At 52.4% G+C, this 20309-nt stretch carries 14 protein-coding genes; 13 read left to right on the forward strand and 1 reads right to left on the reverse strand.

The features are described from left to right. Positions 1-13 precede the first annotated feature (13 nt). The 10 genes from tssK (at position 14) to AC791_RS04045 (ending at position 15116) form a co-directional block, all read left to right on the forward strand. Positions 14-1354, forward strand: a complete 1341-nt coding sequence (tssK, locus tag AC791_RS04000; protein WP_049839196.1) for a type VI secretion system baseplate subunit TssK — start codon at positions 14-16, stop codon at positions 1352-1354. Beyond that, a complete protein-coding gene (gene tssL, locus AC791_RS04005) occupies positions 1351-2040 on the forward strand; it encodes a type VI secretion system protein TssL, short form (protein WP_049839197.1) in 690 nt (229 codons plus the stop codon). The genes tssK and tssL overlap by 4 nt, the downstream gene beginning before the upstream one ends. Continuing rightward, positions 2037-3746: an OmpA family protein gene (locus tag AC791_RS04010; protein ID WP_049839198.1), complete on the forward strand. Its 1710-nt coding sequence runs from the start codon at positions 2037-2039 to the stop codon at positions 3744-3746. Before tssL ends, AC791_RS04010 begins: the two co-directional genes overlap by 4 nt. Positions 3747-3749: 3 nt before the next feature. Continuing rightward, entirely contained in the window at positions 3750-4241 is a 492-nt protein-coding gene (hcp, locus tag AC791_RS04015; protein WP_049839199.1) for a type VI secretion system effector Hcp, read from the forward strand. 183 nt (positions 4242-4424) lie between these two features. Beyond that, positions 4425-7079: a type VI secretion system ATPase TssH gene (gene tssH, locus AC791_RS04020; protein WP_049839200.1), complete on the forward strand. Its 2655-nt coding sequence runs from the start codon at positions 4425-4427 to the stop codon at positions 7077-7079. After that, positions 7079-9418: a type VI secretion system Vgr family protein gene (locus AC791_RS04025; RefSeq protein ID WP_049839201.1), complete on the forward strand. Its 2340-nt coding sequence runs from the start codon at positions 7079-7081 to the stop codon at positions 9416-9418. The genes tssH and AC791_RS04025 overlap by 1 nt, the downstream gene beginning before the upstream one ends. Beyond that, positions 9418-10293, forward strand: a complete 876-nt coding sequence (locus AC791_RS04030; RefSeq protein WP_049839202.1) for a hypothetical protein — start codon at positions 9418-9420, stop codon at positions 10291-10293. The genes AC791_RS04025 and AC791_RS04030 overlap by 1 nt, the downstream gene beginning before the upstream one ends. Before the next feature lie 28 nt (positions 10294-10321). Beyond that, positions 10322-13321 carry a T6SS effector BTH_I2691 family protein gene (locus tag AC791_RS04035; protein ID WP_049839203.1) on the forward strand — a complete coding sequence of 1000 codons (3000 nt, stop codon included), beginning with the start codon at positions 10322-10324 and terminating at the stop codon, positions 13319-13321. Between the two features lie 369 nt (positions 13322-13690). Beyond that, positions 13691-14140, forward strand: coding sequence for a DUF6708 domain-containing protein (locus tag AC791_RS20700; protein WP_322842781.1), 450 nt, complete (start codon positions 13691-13693; stop codon positions 14138-14140). Between the two features lie 163 nt (positions 14141-14303). Next, positions 14304-15116: a DUF6708 domain-containing protein gene (locus AC791_RS04045; protein WP_228136876.1), complete on the forward strand. Its 813-nt coding sequence runs from the start codon at positions 14304-14306 to the stop codon at positions 15114-15116. A 304-nt stretch (positions 15117-15420) separates the two neighbouring features. Here AC791_RS04045 and AC791_RS20705 read toward each other — a convergent pair whose 3' ends face one another. Then, a complete protein-coding gene (locus AC791_RS20705; protein ID WP_228136877.1) occupies positions 15421-15639 on the reverse strand; it encodes a hypothetical protein in 219 nt (72 codons plus the stop codon). A 16-nt stretch (positions 15640-15655) separates the two neighbouring features. On the opposite strand from AC791_RS20705, the gene AC791_RS20710 reads away from it, so the two are divergent. The 3 genes from AC791_RS20710 to AC791_RS04060 all read left to right on the forward strand — a co-directional run bounded on the left by AC791_RS20710 (position 15656) and on the right by AC791_RS04060 (position 20269). After that, the gene (locus AC791_RS20710) at positions 15656-16084 is read left to right on the forward strand and encodes a DUF6708 domain-containing protein (RefSeq protein ID WP_228136878.1); all 429 of its coding nucleotides are present in this window, start codon (positions 15656-15658) and stop codon (positions 16082-16084) included. 359 nt (positions 16085-16443) lie between these two features. After that, complete coding sequence (locus AC791_RS20895; RefSeq protein ID WP_322842779.1) at positions 16444-17061, forward strand: DUF6708 domain-containing protein; 618 nt, start codon at positions 16444-16446, stop codon at positions 17059-17061. Positions 17062-17182: 121 nt separating this feature from the next. Further along, a complete protein-coding gene (locus AC791_RS04060; RefSeq protein WP_049839204.1) occupies positions 17183-20269 on the forward strand; it encodes a T6SS effector BTH_I2691 family protein in 3087 nt (1028 codons plus the stop codon). Positions 20270-20309: the final 40 nt, after the last annotated feature.

Here is a 20309-nt window from a genome sequence, read left to right on the forward strand (position 1 = left end):
AGGCAGGAAGCCAATGAAAACGGAACAACCGTTATGGGGTAGAGGCATTATGGTCTCGCCCCAGCACTTCCAGCAACAGGCCGCATATGCGGCCTGGTCTGCGGAATGCATTGCCCGACTCGGGCTTAATCATCCGTGGGGGATCATCGAATCGGCTTTTGAGCCGGACACCCTGAAACTTGGTCGTCTGCAAGCCCGCAAACTGCATATCCGCTTTCAGGATGGCACGCTTATTGACACCGATAATGCAGATGTATTGCCACCCGTGCTGTCCCTGGAGGGTGAATCAAACGATACGGTCGTTGTCCTGGCACTGCCGCTGTTACGGGCAAATGGTGGAAACTGCCTGAAACCGGATGATGTTGCCGATCGTCCGGTACGTTACCGTCAGCGATGGCAGGATGTACGCAATCAGTTTGGTGAAGACACGCGCCAGATTGCCGTGATGCAGCCTGAAGTGACGCTACGCTTTGCTCATCAAAACAATAGCGATTACCTGACGTGTCCGGTAGCGCGTTTACGGCAGGATTCGCAGGGCATCTGGACGCTTGATGACAGTTTCCTTCCGCCGCTACTGACCGTACAGAGCAGCCGCTGGCTGGTTAATCAGCTTGAACACCTCATGACCCAGCTGCGCGCTCGTCTGGTCCGTCTTATGGGCATGCGTCGCGAAAGTAATGCGCGGATGGCAGATTTTGCCGTTGCTGATGTCTCGCTCTTCTGGCTGCTTAATGCGCTGAACAGTGCCGAACCTGTACTCGGCCAGTTTTTACGTTACCCACAAAGCCCGGCGGAGCGGCTGTATCCTGAACTTGCAAGACTTGCCGGCAGTTTACTCACTTTCTCCCTTGAGCATCAGGTCAGCGCTATTCCAGTCTGGCAGCACGAAAAACTGAACACGGTTTTTCCACCACTATTTGATTTGCTGAGCGATTTGCTGGAGGCAAGCCTGCCATCGCGAGTGATATCCATTGAACTCGAGCACGATAAACGCCTGCATTTCTGGCAAGCGCGTCTGCACGATCCCCGCCTGCGCGAAGGTGCTGATTATTACCTGTCTGTGCGATCTGCGGCGACGGTGGCGCAGTTGCAGGAACAGTTCCCTCGTCAGTGCAAAGTGGGCAGCCCGGATCACGTCCGAAGTATTGTTAATTCTTCACGGATCGGCGTACCGCTTATCCCGCTGCGTCATGTTCCTGCTGCCATTCCGTTACGTCTGGAGAATCAATATTTCAGCCTGGATATCTCCGATCCCGTGGCAATCGACATGCTCGAAAGCGGCAACTGCATGTTTTATGTCCCTGGAATGCTGGGTGAACCTGAACTTGAACTCTTTGCGGTGCTGAGAACATGAATGTGCATAAACGTGATACTGCCTTATCGATCGATATCGACGCACTACTGCAGGACACCTGGCTACAGGTTATCAGCCTGCACCATGGCCCGCAGTTTCAGGAGGGAGAGGGGCGAATGTTATGGGAGCGCTGTGTCGCCGATGTTGAGCGAGTCCAGCGTTTGTTAAAAGAGAGCGAACTTGACGATGCCAGCTGTCAACATATTCTCACTGCGCAATGCGCGTTGCTGGACGAAGCGGTTAAAAGCCGCGGCGTGGAGGATGATGCCTGCGTACAGTGGTATGACGTTCCTTTGCAGGGACACTTCCTGGGCACAATGGATGCGGGCGACACGTTATGTGACCGTATGCGTGATGTTCTGCGTGAACCTTCACCGGACACCGCGGTTCTTACTTGCTTTCAGCGCATCATGCTGCTGGGTTTCCTCGGTGATTTCCGCTCGCTAAATGATCCGGAACGCCAGAAGCTGATTCAGATGCTCAGCGACCATGCTTCCCCTTTTAGCTACCCACAGACCCATTCCGTACTGGCAGAAAGCCGTGCGGGCGGAAGCACAGGGCGTTGGCTGTCCTGCTGGCCTGTCCGCATTAGCCTGAGCGTCCTGATCGTTGCCGGCTTGTGGTGGGGGCTGAACGCAAAGCTCGATCGGATGCTGACAATGTTGTTGCCAGGGGTGGTGAAATGAGTTCAGCACAACAGCGCGGGCTGGCGTTGTGGAGTGCCCTGCTAAGCGCCATTGTCTGTCTGGGGTTTCTTCCCGTGTCCCGGCCGGTTTCTCTTTGCATACTTGTCGTTATATTGGGACTGATTACTGCGTTCTGGTATGCCATCAGCCGTCGCGCAGAGCAGGAAGCAACCTTATGTCTGGATAATCTTCCGGCGGCCACCTGGCGTCAGCCCGTCGTACTGGTCTGTGGCGATCTTCCGCAAGCCTGGCCAGAAAAGTCTCAGGTATTGACGGTGACGCAGGGATGTTGGATCAGAGTCGAAGAGACTCAGAGTCCCGCACAGGTGGTTCGCCAGCTGTTACGGCAACGTCCTGACTGGGGACGCCAACTCTCGGTAATGGTCAGCGTTTGTCCGCAAAAACATGCCGATAGCGATAACCTGACCAGCCGCCTGCTCGCCCTGCGCTGGCAAATCAGCCAGTTACGGCGTGAAACAGGACATCTCGTACCGTTAGTCCTGAGCGTTCAGATTGGCAGCGCCATGCTGAATGACATGCTCTGGCAAGCGGCCATTTCAGAGGAAGGCGTTCGTGTCTGGCGAGAGTCATCGGCTCCCTGCCCCGTTGCTGCATGGGTCATGGCTGGCGGTGCCCTGGCCATGCAGCAACAGGTGCTGATGAATAGCCTGATGACCTGGCTGCACAGTCATGTCAAAGCGGTATTTACCGATCTGAACCCGGATATTCCGCCAATTCCACCTGCGGCAATACTGTCGGGGATCGGCCCTCTCCTTTCCGGTAGCCTGGCGACGTCTCTCTGGACCACCTGGTTGAGCCAACATACTGCCATGCAACATGTTGCAGGCTGGCAACCGGTCGGGACGCAGAGCACGGTCATGCCTTTGCTTCCGGACTTTATCCTGCCGCTCCTGCCTGAAGGGCAAGGCCTTACGCCGCGCGATCGGGCCTGGCGCGGTGCGCTGGGGCTATTCACCCTTGCGGCGGCCATATCTCTTTGCAGCAGTGGCTGGAACAACGTCCAGTTAATGAAGCGATTGTGTTTCGACATCACCCGTTATGACCGTATTTCGATGGATGACTATGGCCCGAAAGCTGATGCCGTTGCGGTTCTGCGCCATGACGCCGTTCAGCTGGATAACTGGGCGCGCAACGGCGAACCCCTTCGTATGAGTCTTGGCTTGTATCAGGGCGGGCGATTACGGATGCCGATCCTGGATGCTATCCGATCCTACATTCCCGCCCCACCACCGTCCAAACCAAAACCGCCCAAGATACCGAAAATCGTTCGGCTCGATAGCATGTCGCTTTTTGACTCTGGAAAGTTCGCATTGAAAACCGGCTCAACCAAAATGCTGGTCAATTCACTGGTGGATATCAAGGCGAAGCCGGGCTGGCTGATTGTGGTAGCAGGACATACTGACAACACGGGTAACGCTCAACGTAATCAGACTCTCTCCTGGAAACGAGCCGAAGCGGTACGTGACTGGATGCGGGATACCGGCGACGTGCCGGAAAGCTGTTTCGCGGTACAGGGTTATGGCAAAAGCCGCCCCATCGCGACTAACGACACAGTGGAAGGCCGTGCGCTGAACCGCCGTGTCGAAATTAGTCTGGTACCTCAGGCGAATGCCTGCCAGATACCCGACACAACATCGGCGTCAACGAATGAACGTGACGTCTCTACTCATAAAATGGAGAAGTAAAACATGGCAATCCCAGTTTATCTTTGGCTGAAAGACGATGGCGGCGCAGATATTAAAGGCTCTGTGGATGTAAAGGACCGCGAAGGTAGCATCGAAGTCGTGGCGCAAGAGCACAATATCTATATTCCGACTGACAACAACACCGGCAAATTAACGGGTACCCGTATTCATACCCCGTTTATGTTCACCAAGGAAATCGATTCCTCCAGTCCCTACCTTTATAAAGCAGTAACCACGGGCCAGACCCTGAAATCTGCGGAATTCAAATGGTACAAAATCAACGACGCGGGTCAGGAAGTCGAGTACTTCAACACTAAGCTGGAAAACGTGAAAGTGGTGAAGGTCAACCCGCTGATGCATGACATCAAAGAACCGAGCAAAGAGAAGCATAACCACCTGGAAATGCTTGAACTGCGTTACGAAAAAATCACCTGGACCTATAAAGACGGCAACATCATTCATTCCGATTCCTGGAATGAGCGCGCCACTGCGTAAGCCTGATGCTGATGCGGACGGGGTGACCTGTCCGCAGTTTTGCCTGCGTATCTGCCCGGCGGGTACGCAGGCAAAATTCCCTATACCCGAGAAATCTGACCTGATGCGCTTAGGTTCCTTATAAACAGGAAAAGCGATGGGCGGTAGCGTGCCCGATGGTCCCCAGACTGTGAGTTTAAGAACATGGAAAATCCAGCAATCCTCTTGCGTCGCCTTAACCCCTACTGTGCCCGCGCCATGGAGGGCGCAGCCTCCTTATGCCAGACTCGCGCGCATGCAGAAATCCTGCCAGAGCACTGGCTGCTAAAGTTACTGGAGCAGGGTGAAGGCGACCTTACGGTGCTGGCGCGACGCTATGAGTGGGATATGGATAGCCTGTGGCAAGATTTGCTCTGCTGGCTGGATACGCTACCCCGCTCCGTACGCAGCCGCCCGCAGCTGGCTGAGAGTACGCAACTTCTGATGCAGGATGCCTGGATGCGGGCGTCGCTGGCTGGCGAACAGCATATTCGCAGCATCCATCTGCTGATAGCACTGGTTGATAAACCGAAACTGGCACGCTGCGACGGTTTATGGCCGCTGCTGACATTAGGTCAGAGCCAGTTAGAGCGCCTGCGCCCGCTGCTGGATGCGCAATCCGACGAGCGTCCTGACGTCCAGCAAACTGAGGCGCTGGCACAACGGCACGGCGGCAGTGTGGAGTTTGTTAGCGGTCCGGCTGGCGAGGAGATAAAAGCAGGCGGCCTCGATCCAGCGCTACAGAATGCGCTGGATAAATTTACGCTCGACGTTACCGCCAAAGCAAAAGACGGCAAAATTGACCCGGTATTTGGTCGCGATACCGAAATCCGCCAGATGGTGGATATCCTTTCCCGCCGGCGCAAGAACAACCCTATTCTCGTGGGTGAACCAGGCGTCGGAAAAACGGCGCTGGTGGAAGGCCTGGCGCTACGTATTGCTGAGGGAAATGTCCCGGCGTCACTCAAAACCGTTAGCCTGCGTACCCTTGATCTTGGCCTGCTGCAGGCGGGAGCTGGCGTGAAGGGCGAATTTGAGCAGCGTTTAAAAAATATCATTGATGCCGTACAGCACTCCCCCTCCCCCGTCCTGCTGTTTATCGACGAAGCGCATACCATCATCGGGGCCGGCAACCAGGCAGGTGGTGCGGATGCTGCCAACCTGCTAAAACCGGCCCTGGCGCGCGGGGAACTGCGAACCATCGCGGCCACCACCTGGAGTGAATATAAACAATATTTTGAACGCGACGCGGCGCTGGAACGTCGCTTTCAGATGGTAAAGGTTGATGAGCCGGATAACGAGACTGCCTGCCTGATGCTGCGCGGCCTTAAATCCCGCTATGCTGAACACCATAATGTCCACATTACCGACGCGGCAGTACGTGCTGCCGTAACGCTGTCCCGCCGTTATCTCACCGGACGCCAGCTACCGGATAAAGCAGTTGATCTGCTGGACACTGCGTGCGCCCGGGTTCGCATGAGCCTTGATACCGTGCCGGAGCCGTTAACGCGCATTCGCGCACAAATTACGGCGCTGGAGATGGAGAAGCAGGCATTGCTGGAAGATCTTGCCGTGGGAAACCATTCGCAGAACACGCGTCTGGCCGCGATTGAGCAGGAGGAAATCCGTTTATTTGTCGAACTGGATGAGCGTGAGACGCAATACCGGCGGGAACTGACGCTCACACAGCAACTGCTGGAAAGTCGCCAGGACATATCTCGCCAGAGTGAAGCGCGCGACCTGCAACAGCAACTCGCAGAGATGCAGCAGAGTACTCCCCTGCTTCCGGTGGACGTTGACACCCTCACTGTTGCGAACGTCATTGCTGACTGGACAGGCGTGCCGCTCTCCTCACTGATGAAAGATGAACAGACCGGGCTACTGAGCCTCGAAAGTGAGCTCGCCAGACGCGTAGTCGGGCAGGACGCGGCGCTGGGCGCTATTGCTCAGCGTCTGCGCGCAGCCAGGACCGGTTTGACCGCCGAAAACGGCCCGCAGGGTGTATTTCTGCTGGTTGGTCCGAGCGGCACCGGTAAAACGGAAACCGCCCTCACCGTGGCAGATGTATTGTATGGCGGTGAAAAATCGCTCATCACTATCAATTTATCGGAGTACCAGGAGCCGCACACCGTTTCGCAACTGAAAGGATCGCCGCCGGGTTACGTTGGCTACGGCCAGGGCGGTATTCTGACAGAGGCGGTACGTAAGCGGCCCTACAGCGTGGTTCTGCTTGATGAAGTCGAGAAAGCGCATCGTGACGTCATGAATCTGTTTTATCAGGTATTTGACCGGGGCTTTATGCGTGACGGTGAAGGACGCGAAATCGATTTTCGTCACACCGTGATCCTGATGACCTCCAATCTTGGCAGCGATCGCATTATGCAGTTACTGGATGAACAGCCCGGATCCACTGAGGTGGACTTACATGAACTGCTGCGCCCTGTCCTGCGCGATCGCTTCCAGCCCGCGCTGCTGGCCCGCTTTCAGACGGTAATATATCGTCCGCTGACAGGGGCGGCGATGCGTACGATTGTTCAGATGAAGCTGGCCCAGGTAAGCCAGCGCCTGCACCGGCATTACGGCCTCAAAACCCATATTAGCGAGAGTCTGTATGACGCACTGACGGCTGCCTGCCTGATGCCGGATACCGGCGCACGCAACGTCGATAGTCTGCTTAATCAGCAAATTCTGCCGGTACTGAGTCAGCAGTTACTTATCCATATGGCTGCAAAGCAAAAACCACACTCCCTGCGGCTTGACTGGAGTGAAGATGAAGGTATTGCAATTGAATTCAGCCTTGATCAGGCAGAGATATTATAATGGCCAGCCCCAAAATTTTATTCAGCCACAACCATCACCAGTTGTCGGTGAAGGGATGTGCCTCAGAACCCGACGTGCTGGCGTTTGACGGTCAGGAATACCTGAGCAAACCATTCAGCTACCGCATTGAATTCACCAGCCCCGATCATGCCATCACTAAAGACACCATGCTGATGAAGGCGGGCTCCCTGACGCTACAGGCCCCGGTTGACACGGGGTTTGGCATCAAAATCCGCCGGCCGGTCAGGGTCATTCAGGGCATGGTGACAGGCTTTGAACGCCTCAGCACCTCGAAAGATGAAACCCACTATGCCGTGACGCTCCGGCCACGCCTGGCGCTGCTTGACCGTTCGCATCAGAACGCCATTTATCAGGATATGTCGGTCCCGCAGATTGTGGAAAAAATCCTGCGCGAGCGTCACGGCATGCGCGGCCAGGATTTCCTGTTCTCACTCTCAAAAGCGTACCCGCGCCGCGAGCAGGTGATGCAGTACGGCGAGGACGACCTGCACTTTATTACCCGCCTGCTGGGCGAGGTGGGTATCTGGTTCCGCTTCGTCGCCGACACCCGCCTTCACATCGACGTCGTGGAGTTTTACGACAGCCAGCAGGGGTATGAGAAAGGCCTGACCCTGCCGTCGGTGCCGCCGTCAGGGCAGCATTCAAAAGGCGCTGACTCAGTCTGGGGCATGGAGAGCCATCATCACGTGGTGCAGAAGCAGGTCAGCACCCGGGACTACAACTACCGCCAGGCCACAGAGGACATGAACACCCGGGTCGATGCGACCCGCGGGGATGCGACCACCTGGGGGGAGGCTTATCACTGGGGAGATAACTACCTGACCGCGGGAAATTCCGGTGACCGTAATCCGGCCCCGGAGTCCGGGGCGTTTTATGCCCGTATTCGTCATGAGCGCTACCTGAATGGCCAGACGCAGATTCATGCCATCACCAGCTGCCCGACCCTCTCTCCGGGTCAGGTACTGAAGGTCACCGGCGGGTATGACGTGGCAGAGGTGTTTGCGCAGGGCGTGCTCATCACGACGATGCACAGCCATGCGCGCCGGGATGAAGATTTTGCCGTTAACGTCGGCGGTATCCCGGACAGCACGGATTTCAGTTTCCGTCCTGAGCCAGGTACACGCCCGGTGATGGCAGGCACATTGCCCGCCCGGGTGACCAGCACCACGCAGAACGACACCTACGGCCATATCGATAAAAGCGGCCGCTATCGCGTCAACATGCTGTTTGACCGTGATAACTGGGAGACCGGGTTCGAGAGCCTGTGGGTGCGCCAGTCCCGCCCGTATGCCGGGGACACGTACGGTCTGCACCTGCCGCTGCTGGCAGGCACCGAAGTGGCGATAGCCTTTGAGGACGGTAACCCGGACCGCCCGTATATTTCCGGGGTGCTGCATGATTCAGCCCACGGCGACCACGTCACCATTCGCAACTACAAACGTAACGTGTTGCGCACCCCGGCGAACAACAAAATCCGCCTCGATGACACCCGCAGCCAGGAGCATATCAAGGTCTCCACCGAGTACGGGGGTAAGAGCCAGCTCAATCTCGGACATTTAGTGGATGCGGAGAAGCAGCAGCGCGGTGAGGGTTTTGAGCTCAGAACCGACAGCTGGGGAGCCATCCGGGCGCAGAAAGGGATATTTATCAGCGCCGATGGTCAGGCCAGGGCACAGGGGAAAGTGCTGGAGATGGCGCCAGCACTGGATACGCTTAACCAGGCACAGGGGCTGGCAAAATCACTGAGTGAAGCCGTTGCCACTGCCCAGGCGGAACTGGCGCAGATTCAGGCGCAAAAAGCGCTGCTGGAAGCGTCACTTAAAGACCTGCAGCAGTCAGTATTGCTGTTAAGCGCTCCGGACGGTATCGCCCAGGTATCGCCGCAAAGTATTCAAATTAGCAGCGGGCAAAATTTTATCCAGACCTCAGGTGAAAACACTGATTTTAGCGTGTTCAAAAAATTTACTGTCGCGGCCGGAGAGATCATTAGCCTGTTTGCCAAAACATTAGGCATCAAGATATATGCCAATAAAGGAAAAGTAGATATTCAGGCTCAGGGAGATGCAATGGCGCTAACGTCTCTAAAAGAGATGAGGATCATCAGCACGGATGATGAAGTTCATATTCAGGCCAGTAAAAAGCTTACGCTATGTTGCGGAAAAACAGCACTGGTTATCGAACCTTCCGGCGTCACCATTTTGACACCGGGCAATATAAATGCGAAGTGCGCCAGCTTCAATCAATTACCGCCACAAATGTTTAATCCGACACAAGCAGAGTTACCACCCGAAGCAAAATGTATTGAACAGGGGCAATAATGGAAAGCCACCAGATAATTAATGAGTTAAATCAGTATCCGGATGAATACCGTTATCTTTTACTCGATCCTTTTAAAAAAGTGGCCAGTGCCAACCCGCTGATTCTGTATAACCTACAACAGAAACTGGGTAATAATACCATTTTTCCGGTTCTGCGCGCCGATTTTGCGTATTCACCGGCACACTGTCCACAGCTGATTTTACTGGCCCCACCGGGCGGATCGTGTGAGGCAGAATGGATGACTCGCGCGGAGACTTATGCCAGGGGCGAAGCGTTGCAGGAAAAGCGATATATCTGCGCATGGCTTTCCAGCGCACAAGGCCCCGAGTCACTTGCACTTTCGCTGGCAGAGCAATGTAACCACATCGGACAGGCTTTTTTGCCGCTTTTTGAACCACTGCGCTTTGAACTTCTACAGGCGATGAGTCCAGAAAATGGACTGGCCGGAACAATCTGGCCGGTAAGCCAATGGTGGTATATGACCGCAGCGGGTGAAATTGCTCGTCAGTCAGGCAGAGCGTCAGAAGAAAAATGGCGACTCAACTGGGGTATCGAATGGGTACAACAGAATATCCGGGCGATCGGCCAGATCCTGAAAGCCTGGGGAGCAGTCAATACGCTCATGCCTGCAGATGCGGCGCGACAGGCAGCAGCCATGTGGAAAAAAACGGTAGAAGCAGGCCTGACTGATACCAGGGACAGCTATTTTTTGGCCACCTACAGCCTTGGTACCGGCGTCGATATTGCGCAGCATCCCGCCGTAAAAGCGTTAATAGAACAGGTTATTGCAAACCCCGCCCTACGATTATCCCACTGCCTGCAAGCCCTGCCGGAGACGATAAAGCAGGAGCTTAATAATAACGCTGTAACCTGACAGAGCGAATACAAGGAAGCCTCTCGCCATGACCTTTGACAATAAAATTGATCGATACGCCGATGCCAGTGAACAGGCGGCATCCACACCGTCAGGCTGTAAAGCCTGCCAGCGAACCGGCTTACCCATTTTTCCCCTGCGTGTCGCGGCGGTCCCCAGAGCACTGGTTAGCTCTGCCTGGCAACCGGTTGTCCCGAAGCAGGATGCAGAGCTGACCGGGGGTGAGTTTAAATATGCACTGCGGACCCTGCGCATGGGATATGTCTACGTCCTGCTGGACAGGCGAGTCTGGCAGGGCTATCAGGTCACCGCCGAAGGCTATCTTCGCCAGTTTGATCCCATGGCGATGCCGGAAGGCGACACCGTGGAGCCCATCAGCAGAGCCTGTCGGCAGCAGGGCCACTGTATCAGCGCCAGTTTTATTAATATTGATGATGAATTATACCGCGAGGCCTGGCTGGCGTTCAGTAGCGACCCGTGGAGTAAGGAAGTACTCGACGGCTATCAGTCCGGGAAATTCCTGAACAGCCGATTTACGATAATTTCACTGGACGCCCTGAAAAAAACGCCAATCTCTATACCCGAAGCACTGGCAATGGACCCTTCCCTGACCCTGATAAAAGCCAATGTCGCAGAATTTGCAACCAATCTGTTCGCTAATACTGAAAGAATAACCGGTGAACTCCCCGGTGGCGCACATGGTTTTTACCCGCGACTGGAAAGCGAAACTGCCCTTGCGATCAGAGTTGCTCAGTTAGGCGTACAGCACAACTGTCGGATATCGGCGCTGGCGTTAAATGACAGCGTGGGCATCGTACAGGAGCTGAATAATAGCCGGCTGCAAGTTGTGGAGACGTGTCAAATTTATAATGCTCAGCCTGGCATATTACATAAATTCCTTGTTTCGCAGGCGATTCAAAGTCATCTGGCGAGTATCAAAAAAACAATAGAGGAAGAGAGTCTCCCGCGCTACGAACAGTTAAATAAATTTGATGACCTGAATGGCGGACGGATAATTTCCGCAGCCGAGGTTGCAGATAAGGCCTGGGCCACCCAATACGCTCGCCTGCTTAAAAGCTATAACGAGCCCGCCCGCGCCGAATTTGCTGATAAATATGCGGCAATACTGGCACCGTGGCAGAAAAAAATTGAGGCAATAGGTAAGGATCTCGCGGCATGGTATCAGGCTGAGCACTGGCTGCAGACTATAAAATGTGACTATGCGCCTGAAACCTGCGCAGCGGGCTGGGCTGCCCAGTTCGCCACGGTCACGTCCTGCCTCCAGGGAGGATCTCAGGACAAAGCAATGGACAACGTTATGAGGCGCTGGGTGAAGACCGCAGAGTCCCCTCTCTATATAGGTTTTATGGGTCCGACACCTTCATTGCTGGGAGCGGTCTTTGCCGGCAGTAGCGGATATGCGTATGTAAAAACGACGTTTGGCTCAGATGAGTTTTCTGATTATCTTAAAACGCCGGCGCTCCAGCAGGCATGGGCCAGTCGGGTCATCGCGATCGGCGGGTCACTAAGCCGGCTGGCGCTGGACGTGGAAGATGCTGCTTATCAGGGCTTTCGCCGCATGATGCAGCAGGGGCTGCTGACGGCCACCAGTCAGGAAGTGACCTTTGTAACGTTTACAACGACCGTTGGCAAATACCAGGACATGGTTCGTAAAGGCGGCTGGCTGGGGCCGGTGATGGCGGAGAATAGCGCTGCTTTTGGTGGAATGGCACAGCGCAGCGGCACTGCCGCAGCCGGACAAATAATGTTTATCAATGACCCGCTTCTTCAGGCGAAAGAGATAACCGTCAACGTCAGCATTCCTGAATCGCTCAACACCGTAAAAAATATACTGAATAAAAATGGAAAATTCAGCGCCGACAGCCTGGTGGGATCTCCGCTCAGGGTGTCCGGCGTATCACTGCAGGCGGAAGCAGGCACTCTGATTTCAGCCGTGAGTGATGAACAACTTCAGGCACTTTATAAAGAGCGAACCATGCGTTACGCCAGCGGTAATGGCGTGGGGATCGTTCTGTCCGCGATTATGCTGGCCCTGCAGATAACTGACTGGAATAAAAATACCGAAAACCTGAAAAATGCTATCGGAAATGATACTGACGCCAGCCTGACCTATGCCATTAACCGTCTGATGGTCTTAAGCGCAGCGACAGAAATGGCCGGTTTTGGTCGGATGTTGACCATTAAAAACAGCTGGGAAATTTTACCTAAAAATTATGTTCATCCGCTCATTCGTGCGGGTGGCGTAATTTCTGGGGTAGCAGCGATAGTGGATGGAGTGCGGATGAGATTTCTTGCATCCGAGGCCAGGAAAGCAGGCGACGAGCAAGCTTCAAGTGTTTATCTTGTTGCAAGTGCCCTAACATTACTTGGTGGAGGGATTGCCGGGGCTGGTGCATTAGCAGGTATATTTGCATTACTCGGTCCTGCAGGTATAGGAGCACTATTAATCCTTACTGGCGCAATACTTGCCCATGAAGCGGAAAAACTCAGAAGCACCCCATTCGAAATCTGGTTGCGGCGCTGCTGCTTTGGTATCCCACGTTCTCAGGACATCGTCTGGAAAGCCGAAAGCCTTGAGGATATGAAAGAATCGCTGGCGGCGTTTAATGCCATTGTAAACGGCATGGTTGCTGAAGTCGGGTTTGAAGGACTGTCGGAAATACAAGGACAACGATTAACCAGGCTGGAAATGTATCTGAGTTTACCTGGCTGCAAAGAGGCTACTTCTGCATGGGAAATCCACCTGACGGGAGGCGAAAGCAACGATATATTGCTGACAGAAACCCACAATATCATCGGTAAGTCAGATGGCAGACAGGCTCTCCCGGGATCAGATTACCATTCCGGCGGTTATAAACGCCTCATCACCGAGAAAGGTATGGATATCAGAGCCGAAATCTGGCTACAAGAAACCCGTTATACCCATACAGCGTTAAAAGTAACCTACTGGCCCAATAAATACGATCCGCAATTTCAGCTGGGGTTAATCGTGAGCACCAGTCAATAAAGGCATATTATGACCAGTAAAAAAAAGAACAGACAGTTGATAAAAAAAAGAAGTGCCACACCAAAACCTGTTTTACCTAAACGCGAATATTCAAAACTAACACCTCAGGTCAAAAATTGGGAGGATGACCTTCCTGAAAAAGACGACCTTCAGCAACCCATTCCACCCAGACTCATTCGGGTTAACGAAATTAATGATATATGGATGGAAATTCCACGATATGAAAATATATGGTGGTGGGGATTTTGGTTTTTTTCTATAGTTCCGATTTTTGCTGTTCTCGACATAGTATTTCTATTATTTGTTCCCGGTATTGGTGGTGAAGGATTCGAAATAGTTCTTTTGCTCTTCTTATTTTCATTTGCCAGTATGGGGACTTATTTGTTGCGATCCGTTTTATTTATCCCCCGGGGCACTCCAGTCCGCTTTAACCGCAGTCGCCAGAAAGTCTATGTCTATGAGCATCAGCGCAGCGTCTGGCCATGGAAGCGCTGGCCCACCGTTATCAAGGTATTCGACTGGGCCAATATTCACGGTGAAATGGTGATGCAGTCCGGCCGCTACGACTACGGGCACCGCCTCTCCTGCGCGGTCTGTAAACCCGGAACCTGTGAGGTTGTTGACCGCTTTATCCTCAGCTGGACCGAGGGCGATAACCGGGTTATCCGGGGATTATGGCATCACTGCTGCCTCTATATGCAGCATAAACCGGTGCCTGAAACGCCGCTGCTGACCCGCAAACCGCTGAGCTGGACGCCGGTTAACACCGTCCGCTGGCCTGTGGCGCTGGATAAAGAGTCCACCACGGCTCTGCACTAAAATCCGACAAACGGTCCCGCTGGCTGATGACAGAGCCCCACACTATTTCCGGTAAGTCAGACGGCAGACAGCCCCCTTTCATACCGGTCACCTGTTGGCCCAATAAATACGATCCGCAATTTCAGTGGGGTTAATCGTGAGCACCAGTCAATAAAGGCAAATTATGACCAGTAAAAAAAAGAACAGGCAGCTGATAAAAAAAAGAAGTGCCACACCAAAGCCTGTTTTACCTAAACGCGAATATTCAAAACTGACACCTCAGGTTAAAAAATGGGAGGACGACCTTCCTGAAAAAGACGATCTTCAGCAATCCATTCCACCCAGACTCATTCGGGTTAACGAAATCAATGATGTGTGGATGGAAATACCTCGGCATGAAAATATCGTTTGGTTGGGCATGTGGTTTTTTTTGTTTATCAGTATCTCACCGATACCTTTTATCTTTTTTATTTTTAACCTGCCAGGATTTAGTTCAGATACCTCATTTAGAATCGCTCTAATTTTATTTATTTTTTTCTTTACTAGCATGTCATCCTATCTACTTAGGATGGCTCTATTTGTTCCTCGTGGTGCCCCAGTCCGCTTTAACCGTAGCCGCCAGAAGGTCTATGTCTATGAGCATCAGCGCAGCATCTGGCCCTGGAAGCGCTGGCCTACTGTCATCAAGGTATTCGACTGGGCCGATATTCACGGTGAAATGGTGATGCAGTCCGGCCGCTACGACTACGGGCACCGTCTCTCCTGCGCCGTCTGTAAACCCGGAACCTGTGAGGTTGTTGACCGCTTTATCCTCAGCTGGACCGAGGGCGATAACCGGGTTATCCGGGGATTATGGCATCACTGCTGCCTCTATATGCAGCATAAACCGGTGCCTGAAACGCCGCTGCTGACCCGCAAACCGCTGAGCTGGACACCGGTTAACACTGTCCGCTGGCCGACGGCGCTGGATAAAGAGTCCACCACGCCTCTTCACTAAAATCCGACAAACGGTTCCGCCGGATGATGACAGAGCCCCACACTATTTCCGGTAAGTCAGACAGCAGATAGCCCCCTTTCATACCGGTCACCTGGCAGCCCAATAGATACGACCGGAAATTTCAGTTGGGATTAGTCGTGAGCACCGGCCATTAAAGGCATATTATGACCAGTAAAAAAAAGAACAGACAGCTGATAAAAAAAAGAAATACAGCACCAGAACCTGTTTTACCTAAACGCGAATATTCAAAACTAACACCTCAGGTTAGAAATTGGGAGGATGACCTTCCTGAAAAAGACGATCTTCAGCAACCCATTCCACCCAGACTCATTCGGGTTAACGAAATTAATGATGTGTGGATGGAAATTCCGCGATATGAAAATATATGGTGGCCTGGAATGTGGGCATCCTCTTTTACATTTTCACTTCCTATTATACTGACATTAATATTTTCATTGGCAATGGGATTTTCAAATGACTTATTTTTTAATTCCCTTGTTATTTTTGTATCTGCTTCATCCACTTTTTTTTGTCTTAGGATGGCTCTATTCGTACCCCGAGGCACTCCAGTCCGCTTTAACCGTAGCCGCCAGAAGGTCTATGTCTATGAGCATCAGCGCAGCGTCTGGCCCTGGAAGCGCTGGCCTACTGTCATCAAGGTATTCGACTGGGCCGATATTCACGGTGAAATGGTGATGCAGTCCGGCCGCTACGACTACGGGCACCGTCTCTCCTGCGCCGTCTGTAAACCCGGAACCTGTGAGGTTGTTGACCGCTTTATCCTCAGCTGGACCGAGGGCGATAACCGGGTTATCCGGGGATTATGGCATCACTGCTGCCTCTATATGCAGCATAAACCGGTGCCTGAAACGCCGCTGCTGACCCGCAAACCGCTGAGCTGGACACCGGTTAACACTGTCCGCTGGCCGGCGGCGCTGGATAAAGAGTCCACCACGGCTCTGCACTAAAATCCGACAAACGGTCCCGCTGGCTGATGACAGAGCCCCACACTATCTCCGGTAAGTCAGACAGCAGATAGCCCCCTTTCATACCGGTCACCTGGCAGTCCAATAAATACGATCCGCAATTTCAGTTGGAGTTAATCGTGAGCACCAGTCAATAAAGGCATATTATGACCAGTAAAAAAAAGAACAGACAGCTGATAAAAAAAAGAAGTGCCACACCAAAACCTGTTTTACCTAAACGCGAATATTCAAAACTGACACCTCAGGTTAAAAAATGGGAGGACGACCTTCCTGAAAAAGACGATCTTCAGCAACCCATTCCTCCCAGACTCATTCGGGTTAACGAAATTAATGATATATGGATGGAAATTCCACGATATGAAAATATCGCATGGGGAGGGTTGTATCTTTTCTCACTAATCTCATTATATCCTATTCCATTACTCCTAAAATCAGCATCCTTAACTTATTTATTCGAGGATATAGGTTTTAAATTTACTATTGGTTGTTTTATATTTATTTTTCTGAGTATTTCTTTATTATTTTCCAGAACGGCAATTTTTGTACCCCGAGGCACTCCAGTCCGCTTTAACCGTAGCCGCCAGAAGGTCTATGTCTATGAGCATCAGCGCAGCATCTGGCCCTGGAAGCGCTGGCCCACCGTTATCAAGGTATTCGACTGGGCCGATATTCACGGTGAAATGGTGATGCAGTCCGGCCGCTACGACTACGGGCACCGTCTCTCCTGCGCCGTCTGTAAACCCGGAACCTGTGAGGTTGTTGACCGCTTTATCCTCAGCTGGACCGAGGGCGATAATCGGGTTATCCGGGGATTATGGCATCACTGCTGCCTCTATATGCAGCATAAACCGGTGCCTGAAACGCCGCTGCTGACCCGCAAACCGCTGAGCTGGACGCCGGTTAACACTGTCCGCTGGCCGGCGGCGCTGGATAAAGAGTCAAGAACACCGCCGCAATAATTAAGCATATATTTTTTACTCTCTTGCGTACGTCTATTCGATTATCTGCCAGGCACAATAAAGCAGTAATTCAAAAATAACGCTGTAATTCTGCAGTTGGAAAATAAAGGAATATTCCACCATGACCTTTGACAATAAAATTGATCGGTACGCCGATGCCTGTGAACAGGCGGCATCCACACCGTCAGGCTGTAAAGCCTGCCAGCGAACCGGCTTACCCATTTTTCCCCTGCGTGTCGCGGCGGTCCCCAGAGCGCTGGTTAGCTCTGCCTGGCAACCTGCTGTACCGAAGCAGGACGCAGAGCTGACCGGGGGTGAGTTTAAATATGCACTGCGTACCCTGCGCATGGGATATGTCTACGTTCTGCTGGACAGGCGAGTCTGGCAGGGCTATCAGGTCACTGCCGAAGGCTATCTTCGCCAGTTTGACCCCATGGCGATGCCGGAAGGCGACACCGTAGAGCCCATCAGCAAAGCCTGTCGCCAGCAGGGCCACTGTATCAGCGCCAGTTTTATTAATATTGATGATGAATTATACAGCGAGGCCTGGCTGGCGTTCAGTAGCGACCCGTGGAGTAAGGACGTACTCAACAGATACCAGGCAGGAGGAAGTCTGGCCTCCCGGTTTACAATAATTTCCCTGGCCACGCTGAAAAAAACACCGTCCTGCGTCCCTGAAGCACTGATAATGGACCCTTCGCTGAGCCAGTTGAAATCCAGCGTGGCAGAGTTCGCCACCAGCCTGTTTACCAATACGGAAAAAATAGCCGGCGAACCTTCCGGTGGCGCACATGGTTTTTACCCGCGACTGGAAAGCGAAACTGCCCTTGCGATCAGAGTTGCGCAGTTGGGCATACAGCACAACTGTCGGATATCGGCGCTGGCGTTAAATGACAGCGTGGGCATCGTGCAGGAGCTGAACAACAGCCGACTGCAAATTGTGGAAGCACGTCAGTATTATAATGAAAAGCCAGAAATACGCTGTAAACACATGATTTCTGATGCAATTGAATTATACCTGGCGTCTTTAAAAGAAAAGATAAAGGAAAATAGTCAACCCAGACATGAGCCTGTACCCGGCGGATACCCCCTGTCAGGACGAACAATCCCTAAGGAAAAGGTCGCCGAAGAAACTTATGCCAGCAGTATTGCGCGTCTACAAAAATATTATTATGAGTCTAAGCGCGCTGAATTTGCCGCACAATATCAATATACATTAGACGCCTACCAGAAACGTATTGAGGCGATTGGAACAGATCTCGCTGCCTGGTATAACGTAGATAGCTGGCTGTCTACCATAACGCAAGACTACACGCCGGAAACCTGCCCCGCAGGATGGGCAGCACAGTTATCCACTATTTCCACCTGTATTCAGGGATCCAGTACAGATAAGGCCACCGAAGATGTCTGGTTAAAATGGTTAAAGGATCCGGCGAGCCCTGCCTATAACGGAATGCTGGGCAATCGTAAGTCGGTGCTGGAGGCCATTTATGCCGGCATGGCGGGATATACCAACATTAAATCGGTTCTCAGTGGTAAAGAGGTGGGGGACTGGCTTGAGTCGGAAGGCGTACAAAAAGCTATTTATCAGCGCGCGCTGGCAATGAGTGGCGCGGTAAGCCGCCTGAATGCACGACTGGACCAGGCGGTGCTGGACAGCTACAGCCGGGTTATACAGGGAAATATATATCTGACGACTGGCAAAAAAGTAACCGTATTTAACATGACCATGACCGTCAGAGAATATCAACAGTTACATCGGGATATTGCTCGCGTCCAGCTCTCAACGCAGGGAAAATACATTGAATACGGCGGCGAATTATGCAATGGAAAACGAGCGTTACGTAAGGTATCCGCAAACAGACTTCCACAAGTCACTAATCCGAGAGTATTAAATCAAAAATTAAACCTGACGATGGTTGCGGACGCAGCACCCGCCGAATTTATCTCATCGTTAAATGACGGAACGCTCGCAAATATCAAAAAGCTCAATGGATTATCAGAATTACGGATTGCCAGTGTCTCCCTCGATAATACTGTCCAGGCTCCCCTACAATTGACGCAAAGTCAGATTGATAATGTCTTTAAAGGACAGGTCCAGTTAGCCCGACGGTTAGTCAGTGGCAATGCTCTGGGTGGTATATTGGCCGGAGGGATGCTGTTTCTGCAAGTATTGGCGCTGGCAGACAACTTAAAAGCGGTGCAAGCAGCAGTTGATGATACTGACGCGCGGCTGGTATTAGCATCAAATATGACCATGATTGCCAGCTCCACGATAGAAGCCTGCGGGTTTATCCATATGTTGGTGCGGGCTCATCCATGGGACCTGGCGCCTAACGTTGTCGTCAAAGGTATACCGATGTATGTGCATCCGCTAATAAGGCTGGGCGGGGCACTGGCTGGAGTGTCGTCGATTATTGATGGTATAGGGATGTTTGTTAAATTTCATGAAGCAATAAATACTGGGGAAACGGCAATTGCAGCATGGTATTTTGCAGGGGGATTGACAACATTTACTGGCGGTGGTTTATTTATCTATTCTGCCTACGCCTGCCAATTCGCTTTACTCGGTCCAGTGGGACTGGCCACCCTGTTAGTCATAGCCGGAACAGCAATGGCTATACAGGCCGAGAATGCCATCAGAACTCCTTTTGAAGTCTGGCTCAGCGACAGCTGCTTCGGCGTCCCCAGGCAACGCGGTGATAAGGATCCGGTGTGGGATATCCATAACCCGGAAGATCTATACGCTGCGCTAATGGCCTATACCGTCATCGTTAGCGGTATGACTGCCGAAATAGATTACCAGGATCTGACAGGAGAATGGGCAAATTCCGAAGATGCCATAAAAATGCGGATCAGATTACCAGATTGTAACGTCACGGAGTCAGCGTGGGATCTTACGCTTACGGCTCAGGGCAATGGAGAAACACAGCAGTTGCTGGTTAACCGGTATGGCCTTAAAGATATCAATAATACGGATTCTACAATCAGAGAGGATGATTCATCCATTTTGCGCCACCCCCGTCATCCCAGTCTTTCGCTAAATAATACCCTGACGCAGCACTGGGATGCGAAAGCCTTAATATTAGATGGGCTGGCATGGGTAAACAGCACTCGTTATACGCAAGCCGTACTTAGTGTGAATTATTGGCCAGATAAAAATGACCCACAGAGTTTGCTCACCTTAAACCTGACGGTTGCAGATTAGGAAAGACGGCAATGAAGAAAAAAAGAAACAGAGCAAAAAA

Origin of the sequence: Klebsiella sp. RIT-PI-d, from assembly GCF_001187865.1 — a bacterium.
Classification (GTDB): Bacteria; Pseudomonadota; Gammaproteobacteria; order Enterobacterales; family Enterobacteriaceae; genus Superficieibacter.